The 14,255-nt window shown below is 63.7% G+C and carries 15 protein-coding genes; 5 read left to right on the top strand and 10 right to left on the bottom strand.

The window, feature by feature from the left end; all coding sequences use genetic code 11:
* The first annotated feature begins 74 nt into the window (after window positions 1-74).
* The gene (gene nrdF, locus DSM43276_RS15995) at window positions 75-1,049 is read left to right on the top strand and encodes a class 1b ribonucleoside-diphosphate reductase subunit beta (protein WP_078329659.1); all 975 of its coding nucleotides are present in this window, start codon (window positions 75-77) and stop codon (window positions 1,047-1,049) included.
* A 157-nt stretch (window positions 1,050-1,206) separates the two neighbouring features.
* On the top strand, window positions 1,207-1,536 hold the full coding sequence (locus DSM43276_RS15990) for a DUF3349 domain-containing protein (RefSeq protein WP_078329660.1): 330 nt from the start codon (window positions 1,207-1,209) through the stop codon (window positions 1,534-1,536).
* Here DSM43276_RS15990 and DSM43276_RS15985 read toward each other — a convergent pair whose 3' ends face one another.
* The 6 genes from DSM43276_RS15985 to DSM43276_RS15960 form a co-directional block, all read right to left on the bottom strand.
* Window positions 1,537-2,061, bottom strand: coding sequence for a hypothetical protein (locus tag DSM43276_RS15985; RefSeq protein WP_078329661.1), 525 nt, complete (start codon window positions 2,059-2,061; stop codon window positions 1,537-1,539). It abuts the gene before it with no gap.
* Window positions 2,062-2,070: 9 nt separating this feature from the next.
* A complete protein-coding gene (locus DSM43276_RS15980) occupies window positions 2,071-3,522 on the bottom strand; it encodes an LLM class flavin-dependent oxidoreductase (RefSeq protein ID WP_078329662.1) in 1,452 nt (483 codons plus the stop codon).
* A 56-nt stretch (window positions 3,523-3,578) separates the two neighbouring features.
* Window positions 3,579-4,622: an NAD(P)-dependent alcohol dehydrogenase gene (locus DSM43276_RS15975; RefSeq protein WP_078329663.1), complete on the bottom strand. Its 1,044-nt coding sequence runs from the start codon at window positions 4,620-4,622 to the stop codon at window positions 3,579-3,581.
* Between the two features lie 70 nt (window positions 4,623-4,692).
* Window positions 4,693-6,564 (bottom strand): ABC transporter ATP-binding protein/permease, encoded by a 1,872-nt coding sequence (locus DSM43276_RS15970; RefSeq protein ID WP_136629106.1) that lies wholly within the window; start codon window positions 6,562-6,564, stop codon window positions 4,693-4,695.
* Between the two features lie 131 nt (window positions 6,565-6,695).
* Entirely contained in the window at window positions 6,696-7,568 is an 873-nt protein-coding gene (locus tag DSM43276_RS15965; RefSeq protein WP_078329678.1) for an EamA family transporter, read from the bottom strand.
* Window positions 7,565-8,137, bottom strand: a complete 573-nt coding sequence (locus DSM43276_RS15960; RefSeq protein ID WP_078329679.1) for a TetR/AcrR family transcriptional regulator — start codon at window positions 8,135-8,137, stop codon at window positions 7,565-7,567. Before DSM43276_RS15960 ends, DSM43276_RS15965 begins: the two co-directional genes overlap by 4 nt.
* A gap of 36 nt (window positions 8,138-8,173) precedes the next feature.
* Between DSM43276_RS15960 and DSM43276_RS15955 the strand changes: the two genes are divergently transcribed.
* Window positions 8,174-8,590, top strand: a complete 417-nt coding sequence (locus DSM43276_RS15955; RefSeq protein WP_078329680.1) for a hypothetical protein — start codon at window positions 8,174-8,176, stop codon at window positions 8,588-8,590.
* Between the two features lie 10 nt (window positions 8,591-8,600).
* Here the strand turns inward: DSM43276_RS15955 and DSM43276_RS15950 are convergent, their stop codons facing one another.
* The 4 genes from DSM43276_RS15950 to DSM43276_RS15935 all read right to left on the bottom strand — a co-directional run bounded on the left by DSM43276_RS15950 (window position 8,601) and on the right by DSM43276_RS15935 (window position 11,057).
* Entirely contained in the window at window positions 8,601-9,074 is a 474-nt protein-coding gene (locus DSM43276_RS15950) for an SRPBCC family protein (RefSeq protein ID WP_078329681.1), read from the bottom strand.
* 135 nt (window positions 9,075-9,209) lie between these two features.
* The gene (locus DSM43276_RS15945) at window positions 9,210-9,722 is read right to left on the bottom strand and encodes a nitroreductase/quinone reductase family protein (protein ID WP_078329682.1); all 513 of its coding nucleotides are present in this window, start codon (window positions 9,720-9,722) and stop codon (window positions 9,210-9,212) included.
* Window positions 9,719-9,997, bottom strand: coding sequence for a YciI family protein (locus DSM43276_RS15940; protein WP_078329683.1), 279 nt, complete (start codon window positions 9,995-9,997; stop codon window positions 9,719-9,721). Before DSM43276_RS15940 ends, DSM43276_RS15945 begins: the two co-directional genes overlap by 4 nt.
* 52 nt (window positions 9,998-10,049) lie before the next feature.
* On the bottom strand, window positions 10,050-11,057 hold the full coding sequence (locus tag DSM43276_RS15935; protein ID WP_234803033.1) for an ABC transporter substrate-binding protein: 1,008 nt from the start codon (window positions 11,055-11,057) through the stop codon (window positions 10,050-10,052).
* Window positions 11,058-11,282: 225 nt separating this feature from the next.
* On the opposite strand from DSM43276_RS15935, the gene ctaD reads away from it, so the two are divergent.
* Together ctaD and serB are read left to right on the top strand one after the other, a co-directional pair.
* On the top strand, window positions 11,283-12,980 hold the full coding sequence (gene ctaD / locus DSM43276_RS15930; RefSeq protein WP_078293961.1) for an aa3-type cytochrome oxidase subunit I: 1,698 nt from the start codon (window positions 11,283-11,285) through the stop codon (window positions 12,978-12,980).
* Window positions 12,981-12,983: 3 nt separating this feature from the next.
* Window positions 12,984-14,243, top strand: a complete 1,260-nt coding sequence (gene serB, locus DSM43276_RS15925) for a phosphoserine phosphatase SerB (RefSeq protein ID WP_078329685.1) — start codon at window positions 12,984-12,986, stop codon at window positions 14,241-14,243.
* Window positions 14,244-14,255 lie beyond the last annotated feature (12 nt).

Genomic DNA, 14,255 nt, shown 5'->3' with positions numbered 1-14,255 from the left:
CACCCCAGGGGTAGTGTCTGTGGCACAGTCAGCGAATCCCGCGAATCTGTTTGACGTTCTCCAGGAGTGGTCTCGTGAGTGAAAAACTTAAGCTGGTCAGCCGCGTCTCGGCGATCAACTGGAACCGGGTTCCCGATGAGAAGGATGCCGAGGTCTGGGACAGGCTCACCGGTAACTTCTGGCTGCCCGAAAAGGTGCCGGTATCCAATGACATCCCGTCGTGGAACACCCTCACGGATCTCGAAAAGCAGTTGACCATGCGGGTTTTCACGGGCCTGACGCTGCTGGACACCATTCAGGGCACTGTCGGCGCGGTCAGTTTGATCCCCGATGCGATCACTCCGCACGAGGAGGCGGTGTACACCAACATCGCGTTCATGGAGTCCGTGCACGCCAAGAGCTACAGCTCGATCTTCTCCACGCTGTGCTCCACGCGCGACATCGACGACGCGTTCCGCTGGTCGGAGGAGAACCCGAACCTGCAACGCAAGGCCGAGATCGTCATGGAGTACTACCGGGGTGATGAGCCGCTCAAGCGCAAGGTTGCCTCGACCTTGCTGGAGAGCTTCCTGTTCTACTCGGGCTTCTACCTTCCGATGTACTGGTCGAGCCGCGCCAAGCTCACCAACACCGCCGACGTCATCCGGCTCATCATCCGCGACGAGGCGGTGCACGGGTACTACATCGGCTACAAGTTCCAGAAGGGTCTGGAGCGCGTCGACGAGGCCACGCGCACCGAGCTCAAGGACTACACCTATGAGCTGTTATTCGAGTTGTACGACAACGAGGTTGAGTACACCCAGGACCTCTATGACGAGGTGGGGCTCACCGAGGACGTCAAGAAGTTCCTGCGTTATAACGCCAACAAGGCCCTGATGAACCTCGGATACGAGGCCATGTTCCCGCGGGACGAGACCGACGTGAACCCGGCGATCCTGTCGGCGCTCTCACCGAACGCCGACGAGAACCACGACTTCTTCTCCGGGTCGGGCTCGTCGTATGTCATCGGCAAGGCCGTGAACACCGAAGACGAGGACTGGGACTTCTAGGTTTCTCGACGTCGCTAAACATGAAAGCCCCCGACACGCCAAGTGTTCGGGGGCTTTCCTGTCAGGTCGCGGGTAGTGGCGGATTCACACATGAACGGCCGGTGAACTGTACTGATGTCACCTCGCGCTGTGAACCTGCTGCGGGGACACTATTACCGTGACGAGCACATCGATTATCGGTTCGATCCTGTCCTGGCTGTCCGCCGGATACCCAGAAGGGGTACCTCCCACGGATCGGTTCCCGCTGTTGGCGCTGTTGCGCCGCACGCTGACCGAAGAGCAGGTCAAGGAAGTGGTCGCCAAGCTGACCGACCCCGCGTCGGTTGCACAGCTGGACGGTGTGGTGAGCAAGGACGAGATCGAGAAGTTCATCTCGGATGTCACCAAGGATGAGCCGACCGCTCAAGACATTTCACGTGTTGCCTCACGCCTGGCCGCTGGTGGGTGGCCCCTGGCCGGTGTGGACGCCACCGCACTCAACGCGTAACTAGAACGCCCAGTTGCGTTCTGGGCTCAGCACAAATCCGTGCCTACCGCGGACATCATCGACCACACACGCTGTGGTCTTGGGCGCCGGGGTGGCGCACACCAATGTGGTCTGGCTGCCGTCGTTCTTGTGCACGGGTGCGGCTATCCGCACCTGGTGTTGGCTGGGTAGCACCGGAATGCCGGACATCTCGGTGGTGCCCTGCGATTCGCCCACCGTCGCGGGTACGCCGTTGGTCCGTGCGTAGGCTCCCAGGTCCAATTGGGCCGACCCGCTGCCTTTCGGTCCAGCGCAGGTCCACTGGAAGTACGGGTTCCACCCGGCGCTTTCGCACACGACGCCATCGGGTGTCACGAAACGATAGACCTTGACGCTGAAGTACTGCCGGGAATCGACGGTAGGGAGCGCGCTCAGGTCAGGGAAATCCGGTGGCGGCTCGGCGGAGGCGCGGCAGGCGCCGAGAGGCGTCAGGTACAGCGCCGCAACACCTGTGATCAGCAGGGCTCTGACGCCCCGGTTGTCCATGGACGCAATCTATCGCCCCCGGGTAGGGGCCGGTGCGGTGGACCCCGATGATGACGGCACGGTGGATGGTCGATCGATGATGGTCGAGAGTGGTCCGCCGATCCGGTACCTGGCGCCCCGGTGCTCCTCGGGCAACCGGTCGCCATTGCCCAGCAGCTTGTGGCGCAATGTTCCTGGGGTGTAGTCATTTTGGTATGCGCCGCGTTCGGTCAATACCGGGACGACATGCTCGATGAAGTCCTCGAAGGTGCCCGGAGTGATCGCGTAGGCCAGGTTGAAGCCATCGACATCGGTTTCCTCCACCCACTCCTGCAGGGTGTCGGCCACCTCGGTGCCGGAGCCGACGACAAGGGGTCCCATACCGCCGATCTCGCCCCACTCGGCGATATCGCGTACCTTCCATTCCCGACCGTCGTCGGTGGCGGCCTGAAACGCCGCGACCGCCGACAGGATCGCGTTGGAGTCCACATTTCCGATCGGTTCGTCCAGGCCGTAGCGGGCCAGGTCGACGCCCATCCAGCCGGACATGAAGACCAGTGCGCCCTCGGCACTGCCATAGCTCAGCAGCTCGCGGTGCTTGGCGTGCGCCGCGTCGGAATTCTCGCCGGTGACCACGGTGGTGAGGTTGAAGATTTTGGCGGAGTAAGGATCGCGTCCGGCGAGTTCCAGCTCGCGGCGGATGGTGGTGACCGTCTGGCGCAACAGGTCTTTGGTGGGGGCCGCGGTGAAGACAGCCTCGGCGTTCTCCGCGGCGAAGCGCACCCCGCGCGGCGAGGATCCCGCTTGATAGATCACCGGAGTCCGCTGCGGCGACGGTTCGACGAGATGGACGCCGGGAACGGTGAAATGCGTTCCCGCATGGCCGATGTGGTGCACCTTGTCGGGATCGGTGAAGACCCCGCGGGCGGCATCGCGGACGACGGCGTCATCCTCCCAGGATCCTTCCCACAGCTTGTAGAGCACCTCCAGGTACTCGTCGGCGTGGTCGTACCGGGCATCGTGTGCCGGCTGGTCAGTTTGTCCCATGTTGCGTGCCGCGGCAGGCAGGTACCCGGTGACGACGTTCCATCCGACTCGGCCTCCGGTCAGGTGATCGAGTGTGGATAGCCTGCGCGCGAACGGATATGGGTGTTCGAATCCGGTGCCCGTGGTGACCCCGAAGCCGAGGTGTTCAGTGACCAGCGCCATCGCCGAGACCAAGAGCAGGGGATCGGCGACCGGAATCTGTGCGGCCTGGCGGATGGCCGCCTCGTCGCTGGCGTCATAGATGTCATAGGTACCAAGCACATCGGCGATGAACAGTCCGTCGAAGCGGCCACGTTCGAGGAGCTTGGCCAGATTTGTCCAGTAGGACAGATCCTTGTACCGCCAGGACTGGTCGTCGGGGTGCCGCCATAAGCCGGGGGATTGGTGCGCAACGCAATTCATATCGAACGCGTTGAAACGGATGACGCGGGTCATCCCCTCAGCATCGGCACCCCGACGACATCAGTCACCGGTTGTACTCGGGATGAAACTTACAAAGTGGCGGTGTCGATGACGAACCGGTACCGCACATCGCTCGCGATCACCCGCTCGTACGCCTCGTTGATGTAGTTGGCATCAATGACCTCGATCTCGGAGCCGATGTTGTGCTCGGCGCAGAAGTCAAGCATCTCTTGGGTTTCCGGAATACCGCCGATGCCAGAACCGGACAGGCTACGGCGGCCGAAGAGCAGCGGGAAGGCCGGAACCTCGATGGGGTTCTCCGGTGCGCCGAGCTCGACCAGTGTCCCGTCCACATTGAGCAGACCGAGGTACTTGCCCATGTCGAGATTGGCGGAGACGGTGTTGAGGATGAGGTCGAAGCCGTAGCGCAGATTCTTGAAGGTGTCCGGGTCCGAGGTGGCGTAGTAGTGGCTGGCACCCAGGCTCAGTCCGTCTTCGAGCTTCTTCAGCGACTGGCTCAGCACCGTGATCTCGGCGCCCATCGCGGCGCCCAGCTTGACGGCCATGTGCCCAAGTCCGCCGAGTCCGATGACCGCAACGCGCTTGCCCGGACCGGCACCCCAGTGCCGTAGCGGTGAATAGGTGGTGATGCCCGCGCACAGCAGCGGTGCTGCCTTGTCCAACGGCAGGCTGTCGGGGATGCGCAGCACGAAGTCCTCATTGACGACGACGGCCTGGCTGTATCCGCCCTGCGTCTGGGTTCCGTCGCGGTCCTTGGCGCCGTAGGTGCCGACCATGCCGCCGCCACTGCAGTACTGCTGCAGCCCGGCCAGGCACTGCGGACAGGTGCGGCACGACTCGACCATGCAGCCGACACCCGCATGATCGCCTGGCTTGAATTTGGTGACTTCCGAACCGACCGCGCTGATGACGCCGGCGATCTCGTGGCCGGGCACGATCGGGTAGTTGGCACGTCCCCATTCGTCGCGGACGGTGTGGATGTCGGAGTGGCAGATGCCGGCGAACTTGATGTCGATGAAGACGTCGTGCGGACCGAGCTCACGGCGCTCGATCGTGATGGGGACCAGCGGTTCCTTGCCGGATGTCGCGGCGTAGGCAGAGACGGTGACCATATATGCGTCCTTTTGCGATAGTTAACGAAGCTACCGATCTCAGACTACTCGCCCCGCACATGGCGCGCGCTTAGACGGGGGACAGCGACCACCGTCCATCGGCCTCCAGCTGCAGCTTCTGGTCGTGGTGCTGATCGATCGTGCTGCGATGGCCGACGCTGACGAGTGTGCAGTCGGGGACTTCGGTGCGCAGGAGCCGGTAGAGCGCGAATTCCAGCCCCTCATCGAGTGAGGACGTCGACTCATCCATGAAGATGGCCTTGGGTTTGAGAAGCAGTATCCGCGCGAACGCGACGCGCTGCTGCTCGCCGGGGGAGAGCACCTTGATCCAGTCGGACTCTTCGTCGAGCCGGTCGGACAAATGACCAAGTGCCACCTTGTCGAGGGTGTTGCGCAATTCCTCGTCGGTAAAGGTGTCCGGCGGTGCCGGGTAACTCACGGCGGCGCGCAGATCGCCCAGCGGGAGGTAGGGCATCTGCGACAGGAACAATGTCTCGTGTTCGCCGCCGGGTCGGGTCCAGTCGCCATCGGTGTACGGCCACAGTCCCGCCAGCGAGCGCAGCAGGGTGGTCTTGCCACCCCCCGACCGTCCCTTGATCAGCAGTGCGTCCCCCGCGGTGAGGCTGAGGTTGAGGTCGTCGATCAGAGTGTCGCCGTTGGGCTTACGGACGTAGATGTTGTGCAGCGTGACACCGTCCGCCTGATCGCCGGGCTCGAGCATCGGCAGCTCGCGTGACTGCGCGTTGGCCTGTAGCAGGCCGTCCAGACGCATGACGGTGGCGCGGTAGGCGGCGAAGTTGTCGTAGGCATTCCGGAAGAAGGACAGGGAGGTTTGCAGCTGGCCGGCGGCGCTGGCGCTTTGGCTTACATCGCCATAGGTAATCTGCCCCGCGATCAGCCGCGGAACCTGCAGAACGGAATTGAAGACCGCCGCGGTTTGCGACACCGCGAAGTTCCAGCCCGTGAAGCCCATGCTCCGATAGACCAGCTGCCAGAAGTTGTCGATGATTCCATCGAAGCGGCCCTTGAGCTGCTTGGCCTCGGCCTTCTCGCCGCGATAGAAGGCCACGCTTTCTGAGGTGTCGCGCAGGCGCACCAGTGCGTAACGGAACATGGCGTTGAGGCGTTCGTTGAGGAAGTATCTGCGGATCAGTGGGCGCCCGATCCGGAAGGCGATCAAGGTTGTCACGATCACGTAGATGTAGGTGAGAAACACCAGAGCTCTGGGCATTTCATATCCGAAAATGTTCAGCGGACCCGACAGATTCCACAGGATGATGGTGAACGAGGGCAGTGAGATGCATGCGTTCACGGCACCGAATGCCAGGTGGAGCGAGGAACTCTGCAGCTGCTCCGGCGCGCTCGACATGGCGACAAAGTTGTTGATATCAGCCTGAATTCGCTGATCTGGGTTGTCGATGGTGTTGTCGATGAAACGTGACCGGTAGAAGGCGCGCTTCGAGAGCCAGTCGGTGGTGATGCGGTCGGTGAGCCACACGCGCCACCGAATGATGAACGCCTGCAACAGATACAGGTCGGTGACCACCACTGCGATGTTGATACCCGCCAACAGGCAGAACCGTCGGATGTTCAGCCAGAAGAATGCCTTGGCCTCCGGCATGCCCTGGCCATCGCGCGCCAGCGCCTGGACGATGTACTGAATCGATGCCGACATGTCGTTGTAGTAGTAGGTGAACACCACCGACAGGCGGACGTTGACGACTACCGAGAGCAGCACCAGTGCCAACAGGGCCCAGCCCACCCGCCCCTCGCGCGTGGTGAAGTACTGGCCGGTGATGCGCCAGAATTGCCGACCCCACTGCGTGAACCGAACAATCAAGAATGCGACGGTAAGAAAAGCCGCGATGGTTACCGGCAACACCCAGCCGATCCATACCAGCGATCGCCATACCTCGGTGCCCCAGTCGGTCGCAGTCTTCATCGATCAATGCCTTCCGAGTCCGTCACTATCCAGTTGTCCGCGGAGTGTACGGGCCTCCCCTGAGCACGTCCTGGCAAGCGCTAAGAGCGGCGAGGTTGCGAGAGTCTTGTGCGGTGCCGCCGGCAGGGGGATCACAATGCGGTCGGTGTGCCATTCGGGTCGCGGTTTCGGCGTGAAGCGACCGCGATCACGATCGCGAGGATGCCGAAGAGCTCTGGTGTGCTGGGAATCTGGTGCATGACGAGCACGCCGATCACGGTTGCGGAGACCGGAAGAAGGGCTAGGAGCACTGCGAAGTGGCTCCGCCCGGCTCGTCGCAGGATCACCTGGTCAAGCCCGTAGGGGATGACATTGGAGAGCACGCCCATCAGCAGTCCCAGCACCAGGACATGGCCGACGGGTATCTCGTGATGAGCGCCGGCGATGCCGAAAGCCAAGACCGGTGCGGTCGCGATCATGGCGACGGTGAATCCGACAGCCAGTGAGTCTGCCGGATTGCCCTGCAACGCAACGTGTTTTCCGAGAACGATATATCCGGCCCAGAACAGCGCCGCGAGCAGCGCGAATGCCATGCCTGCGGGTTCGGCAGAGAGCTGCACGTCGGCGATCAGGATGACGCCGACGAGAGCGGCCAGGACCGAGAATCCTTCGCGGAGCGATCTCGATCCGATGGCCGCGACACCGATCGGTCCCAGGAATTCGATCGCCACCGCGGTGCCCAGCGGCAGCCGGTCGATCGCCAGGTAGAACGACATGTTCATCAGGGCGGTGACCAGCCCAAAGCCGCCTGCCCACCACAGTCCCCGGCCTTGCCAGGCCGCACGTCCGGGGCGGGCGATGGCGAGAAACACCAGCGCCGCACCGCATATCCGCAGCCAGGCCACGCTGGCCGGGTCGAGCCACCGGAACAGGCTGACTCCGGCGGCCGCACCGATGTACAGCGAGGTACCGCTGACAAGCATGAGGGCGGGCGCGGCGAGCCGGTGGCGCTCGGGTTCGGTCACCGTGATGCCAACAATGTGCGCACAGCCTCCGCTAGATCTTCTTCGAGCCACCCGGGCAGGCCGGGCATGTGGCGGCGGACCGCGGCGTACGGCAAGTCGACCACGGCGCGCATGAGCCGGTCGCGGCATCGCGCGTCGGTACGGCGATAGATGGCCCGCGTCAGATCCCGCATGGCGGTGAACAACGGTTCGTTCATCGTGTGCAGGGTCGCCGCCGCGTCGGCTCCAAGGACGTCGGCGCTACGTAAGGAGAGCAGCAGCCGGGCGTCATCGGGATGGGCGCGCGCAAACGCTGGTACCGAAAGTGCGAGCGCCACAGCAATGTCAACAGGTTCTGCGGAGGAATGGAGCGCGCTGAACGCGTGCTCGTGGAAGTGTTTCACCGCACGCAGCCATGTCGCCGACATGATGGCCTCGCGGTTACCGAAGCGATGATTCAGGGTTCCGGCCGGGGCGCCGGAGACGCTCGAGATGGCCGCGATGGTTGCGGCCCGGGGGCCGCCGTCGAGCAGCAGCGATCGCACTGCGTCGAGGATGGCATCGCTGGTGTGCTTGCGCTCGGGGGCCATCTGGAATATTCGTCCTAATTCTGATACACCTGAGATATGGAACATCTATCCTATATTGACGAGCATGCGATCCGTATCGACGCGCCGCGTGACCGGGTGTGGGAGAGCCTGCGGCACTACGTTGACGCCGTGTTGCGATCCGCCGAACGCAACCCACTCGGCACCGTGTTGGGCACCAGTCCGCGTGCGGGCTTCGCTGTCGACGGTGTCGACGCCGAACAACGGCTGAGTCTGGCCGGGAAACACCGTTTTTCGCGCTACGAGCTGGTGTTCGAACTCGACGAGACCCGCGACGGTGGCACTCAGCTGCGCGCGCAGACGTATGCGGATTTTCCTGGGCTACGCGGCCGGATCTACCGTGCGCTGGTCATCGGAACGCGCGGCCACGTGTTGGTGACCAATCATCTCCTGCGTTCGGTGAAGCGACGTACCGTCGGCGTGGGTTCGCACTGAACCCAGATTGCTACGAACTCAGTTCGCGCCGGGCCGATTCGGCGGCAAGCGCCCGCTGGAAGCTGCGGACAAATCCCACCTGGGTCTTCTTGAGCTGGCGCTCCAATAGGCCGGGCAGTCGGATCTTCAGATCCAGGGAAATATCGGCGGTCAGGCGGGATTCGGGGTCGTCGGGGATTACGGTGAATCGGCTGATGTTATGGCGGAGGGTTTTGCTTTCCAGCAGGGTGAGCCGGCAGCCGTCGGGGTACCACTCGTACTCGGTCAGGGAATCATCCGAGATTCCGAGCGTGGTACTCACCGTTCGTACCAGCCGTGGCGAGCCGTCATCAAATGATTCGACGACGGTCATAGTGCTGGTAACCGGTGGCCACGTGGGCAGATGTGGCCGCAGCCAACCATCGACCGACTCCACGTCCTTGAGCACCTCGAGGACGGTCTCGGGCCTAGCGGCGACAGCAATGTCGATGCGTTCCTGGATCACGTTCCATCCTTCCGCAGACTGCGGGGAACGTTAGCCCAATTGGAGCCAAAATGGGGACCTTTGCGGCAAATTGATCATAAAGTCCCTGATCAGAACCGGTACTGAAGGTACGGGTACTGTCCGTTACGGATAGCTTTAGGTGACACGCTCCAGGATGAAGACCCTGATCTCGCGTCCGGTGCGGCCCTTGTAGGCGGAGTAGACCTCGAGCATTGCCTCGAAGCGCCGGTAATAGTCGTCGCGCTCGGCGCCCTGCGCGAGGGTCGCGACCACATCGATGGTCTGGCCGGCCAAGGTCACCTTGGCATGCGGATCGGCGAGCAGGTTGGCGGTCCACGCCGGGTGTTTCTCCTGGCCGAAATTGCTGCCCACCAATGCGATCCGATCGCCATCGTGGAGATACAGCAGGGGAGAGACCCGAGGCTGGCCAGACTTGCGGCCTGTCGTGGTGAGCAGCAGCGTCGACAACCCCAAGGGGCCCAGCACGGTGTACCGGCTGCCGGTGCGCTCCATGACGGCCCGGTCCAGCGGGGTCAGCTTCCGGATGGTCCACGAACCCGGTTTGGTGGCCGCGAACTTGGCTGCGACCCGGGACAGCGCGCTATCGGGATTGCCCCAGCGATTTTCGGGAAAACCCTTGTTGCTCACGGGATTATCTCAGCTTTGCGTCCCGCGTTGAACCCAAGCCGGGTGTACTCGGCAACCCCGGCCGTGGTGTACGGATCGGCGGCGATCAGGGCCTCGGCGTCCTGTGCGCTGATGTCGCCGGTGACCAGCACGCCGCCGGTGCCCGCCTCGTTGCGGCCGCTGATCAGCAGATTGCCCGCCGCGATCTCACCGTCGAGCCACTCCAGGTGCGCGGGGCGGACGCCGTCGACGACGTCGAGCGGTTGGGTATAGGTCAGCTGCAGTACGTGGTACATGCCGGGAGCGTAACGCGTGGCGCGGTGGGTGTGAGCGGAGCGACCAGGGGATCTAGTTGATGGGTGCGTTGACCCACTGCAAGTCGTCGAGGATCCCGCGTGCCGCGACAATTCCCTCCCCGGTCTGCCAGACCTCGTTGTTGACCGCGAACACCCGGTGATCGCGTGTGGCGCCGAGTGCCATCCATGGCTTGGTGCCGAAAATCCGGGCGGCGCGATCCTTGGCCGACGGGCTGGTGAACGAGACGTAGACGATGTCGCCCTCGGCGGCCGAGAAGTCGTCGGTGTCGATCTCGACGAACGGGGTGTCGGTAAACCGTTGGGTGGCAGGACGATCCAGTCCCACAGTGGCAAGCACCGACGCCGGGAAGTTATTGGCGCCGTACACCCGTACCGTCTGGTCGGTGAACTGAACGATCGAGACCTGGAAATGGGTGGCGTCGTTCTCGCGGCCCACCTTCTTGGCGGCGTCGACAAAACCCGACCACAGCTTGTCGGTCTCGGCGGTCCGTCTGGTCGCCTTACCCACCAGCCGGACGTGCTCGGCCAGATCATGTCCGGACACGATCACGGTGGGAGCGATAGCGCTCAGGTCGAGGTAGGAATTCTGCTCGCCGTTGGAGCTCAGGATGAGATCGGGTTTGGCCGCACCGATCTTGGCCAAGTCCGGAGATGCCATCGGACCGATTGACGGCAGGTCGTGGACGGTCGTGCCCAGGTACGACGGGGGAGAGGTCGCGCGGTCCGCCAGTGCGACTCCGACGATGCGATCCTGCAGGCCCAGCGCACACAGTGTGTCGATGGCGCCGGCGTCCAGGACCACGATGCGTTTGGCGTCCTCGGGTACCTCGGTCTCGCCTTGGGCGTGCCGCACCTCGCGCGGTGCGGCCGAGTCGAGGGCCGCCGGATCCTTGGCGCAGGACTCGTCGGGCTTGCGCGCATTGCCCAGCACACCCGCGCCGGCGATCTTCGTGGTGCTGGTGGCCAGGGTGCTCGGGGTCTCATGGGTGGGTTTCTCGGTACAGCCGGATACCGTCGCCGTCACCAGTGCTGCCGACATCACGGCAGCGCCCCAGAACCTCGCTGTCTGCACCCGGTTGAACTTACCGCGCGGGGTCGCGAACACACGGGTAGGACGCTTCGACCACGGCCGCGCGGATGCTAGTCAACCCCAAGTACGACTCTCTGTAGGACCCGCTCCACGATCGGGGGTGGCGCGGGCTAGGATTCACCCCAGACATGCAGTCACTGGAACGACTGCGCGCTACAAGGAATCGGAGGAGCCGTGACCGCCGAAGCACCCCCCATTGGTGGATTGCAGGCCAGCCGCCCGTTCCCGCCCCGCACGGGTGCGCGGGGCACTCTGATCTACCGATTGATCACGACCACCGATCACAAGCTGATCGGCATCATGTACCTGGTCGTGTGCTTCGCGTTCTTCCTCATCGGTGGCTTGATGGCGCTGTTCATGCGCGCCGAGCTGGCGGTGCCGGGACTGCAGTTCCTGTCCAACGAGCAGTTCAACCAGCTGTTCACCATGCACGGCACCGTGATGCTGCTGTTCTACGCGACGCCCATCGTGTTCGGCTTCGCGAACGTGGTGCTGCCGTTGCAGATTGGCGCGCCTGACGTCGCCTTCCCGCGTCTGAACGCCTTCTCGTTCTGGCTATTCCTCTTCGGCGCCATGATCGGTATCGCCGGATTCATCACTCCCGGTGGCGCCGCCGACTTCGGCTGGACCGCCTACACCCCGTTGACCGACGCCATCCACTCCCCTGGTGCCGGAGCCGACCTGTGGATCATGGGTCTGGCCGTCGGTGGTCTGGGCACCATTCTTGGCGCGGTCAACATGATCACCACGGTCGTGTGCATGCGTGCCCCCGGTATGACGATGTTCCGGATGCCGATCTTCACCTGGAACATCCTGGTGACCAGCGTGCTCGTGCTGCTGGCCTTCCCGCTGCTGACCGCCGCGCTCTTCGGTCTGGCCGCTGACCGGCACCTCGGAGCCCACATCTTTGACCCCGCCAACGGTGGTGTTCTGCTGTGGCAGCACCTGTTCTGGTTCTTCGGACACCCCGAGGTGTACATCATCGCGCTGCCGTTCTTCGGCATTGTCTCGGAGATCTTCCCGGTGTTCAGCCGCAAGCCCATCTTCGGATACACCACACTGATCTACGCGACGCTCGGTATTGCGGCGCTGTCCATCGCGGTGTGGGCGCACCACATGTACGCCACCGGCGCCGTGCTGCTGCCCTTCTTCTCCTTCATGACGTTCCTGATCGCGGTTCCGACCGGTATCAAGTTCTTCAACTGGATCGGCACGATGTGGAAGGGGCAGTTGACCTTCGAGACCCCGATGATCTTCTCGGTGGGCTTCCTGGTCACCTTCCTCTTCGGTGGTCTGACCGGTGTGCTGCTGGCCATGCCTCCGGTCGACTTCCACGTCACCGACTCGTACTTCGTGATCGCGCACTTCCACTACGTGCTCTTCGGCACCATCGTGTTCGCGACTTACGCCGGTATCTACTTCTGGTTCCCGAAGATGACGGGCCGCCTGCTCGACGAGCGTCTCGGTAAGTTCCACTTCTGGTTGACGTTCATCGGCTTCCACTCCACCTTCCTGGTGCAGCACTGGCTAGGTAACCAGGGCATGCCACGCCGGTACGCCGACTACCTGCCCACCGACGGCTTCACCTTCCTGAACTCGTTCTCGACGGTGGGTGCCTTCATCCTGGGCGCCTCGACGCTGCCGTTCCTGTGGAACGTGTTCAAGAGCTACCGCTACGGCGAGGTTGTCACGGTCGACGATCCGTGGGGCTACGGCAACTCCCTGGAGTGGGCCACCAGCTGCCCGCCGCCGCGGCACAACTTCTCCGAGCTGCCCCGAATCCGTTCGGAGCGTCCGGCATTCGAGCTGCACTACCCGCACATGTCCGAACGCATGCGCGCTGAGGCGCACGTGGGTGGCGGCCACAAGTAACCGGTGGCCCGTAACTTCACGGTCCTTGTCACCGTCACCGGGGCGGACAAGCCTGGTGTCACCTCGGTGCTCATGGGGGTGCTGTCCCGCCACGGTGTCGAGCTGCTGAACGTTGAGCAGGTTGTCATCCGCGGGAAGCTCACGCTCGGCGTCCTCGTCAAGGCGCACGGCGGCAACCAAGCCGTGGAGGCCTTGCAGGACGAGCTCGAAGAGGCCATGCACACCCTCGGGTTCAATGTTGACGTCGAACTCGGCCGCGATAGCTCGGTCATCAGGGACCCGTCGACCCACACCATCGTGGTGCTGGGTCGGCCCGTCACCGCAAGGGCCTTCGGGGCGGTAGCGCGCGCACTTGCCGAACTAGGGGTCAACATCGACCTCATCCGGGGTATCGCCGACTATCCCGTGACGGGCCTGGAGCTGCGGGTCACGGTGCCGCTGGGGGCACCCCCCGCTCGCGGGGGACAGCGGCTGACCGATCTCGACCTGCACACCGCCATGGCTCAGGTGACCGTCGACGAGCCGGTGGACATCGCCGTAGAACACAGCAGCCTGGACCGGCGGGCCAAGCGGCTCATCGTCTTCGATGTCGATTCGACCCTGATTCAGGGCGAGGTCATCGAGATGCTCGCCGATCGTGCCGGAGCCCGTGAACAGGTCGCGGCCATCACCGAGGCGGCGATGCGGGGGGAACTGGACTTCGCCGAGTCGCTGCACCAGCGGGTGGCCACGCTGGCCGGGCTGCCCGAATCAGTCCTCGAAGAGGTGGCCGAGGAGCTGGTGCTCACCCCGGGCGCACGTACCACCATCCGGACCCTGCGCCGCCTGGGGTACTCGTGCGGTGTGGTGTCGGGCGGATTCCGGCAGGTGATCGATCCGCTTGCCCACGACCTGGCCCTCGATTTCGTGGCCGCCAATGTCCTGGAGATCGTGGATGGCAAGCTCACCGGCCGTGTCATCGGGGAGGTCGTGGATCGCCCGGGGAAGGCCAAAGCGTTGCGGCAGTTCGCCTATGAGGCGGGGGTGCCGCTGGCGCAGACGGTGGCGGTCGGTGATGGCGCGAACGATATCGACATGTTGTCGGCGGCCGGGCTCGGTGTGGCCTTCAACGCCAAGCCCGCACTGCGCGAGGTTGCCGACGCGTCGGTGAGTCAGCCGTATCTGGATGTGGTGTTGTTCATTCTCGGGGTGACCCGCGCCGAGATCGAGGCTGCCGACGCCGTCGACGGCGGAGTGCGCCGCGTCGAGATTCTCGACGATTAAGAGGCGTGCGGG

Source organism: Mycobacteroides salmoniphilum, assembly GCF_004924335.1.
In the GTDB taxonomy this organism is placed as follows: Bacteria; Actinomycetota; Actinomycetes; order Mycobacteriales; family Mycobacteriaceae; genus Mycobacterium; species Mycobacterium salmoniphilum.
Note: the sequence above shows the minus strand (reverse complement) of the source record. Positions and strands in the feature narration are given on the sequence as shown.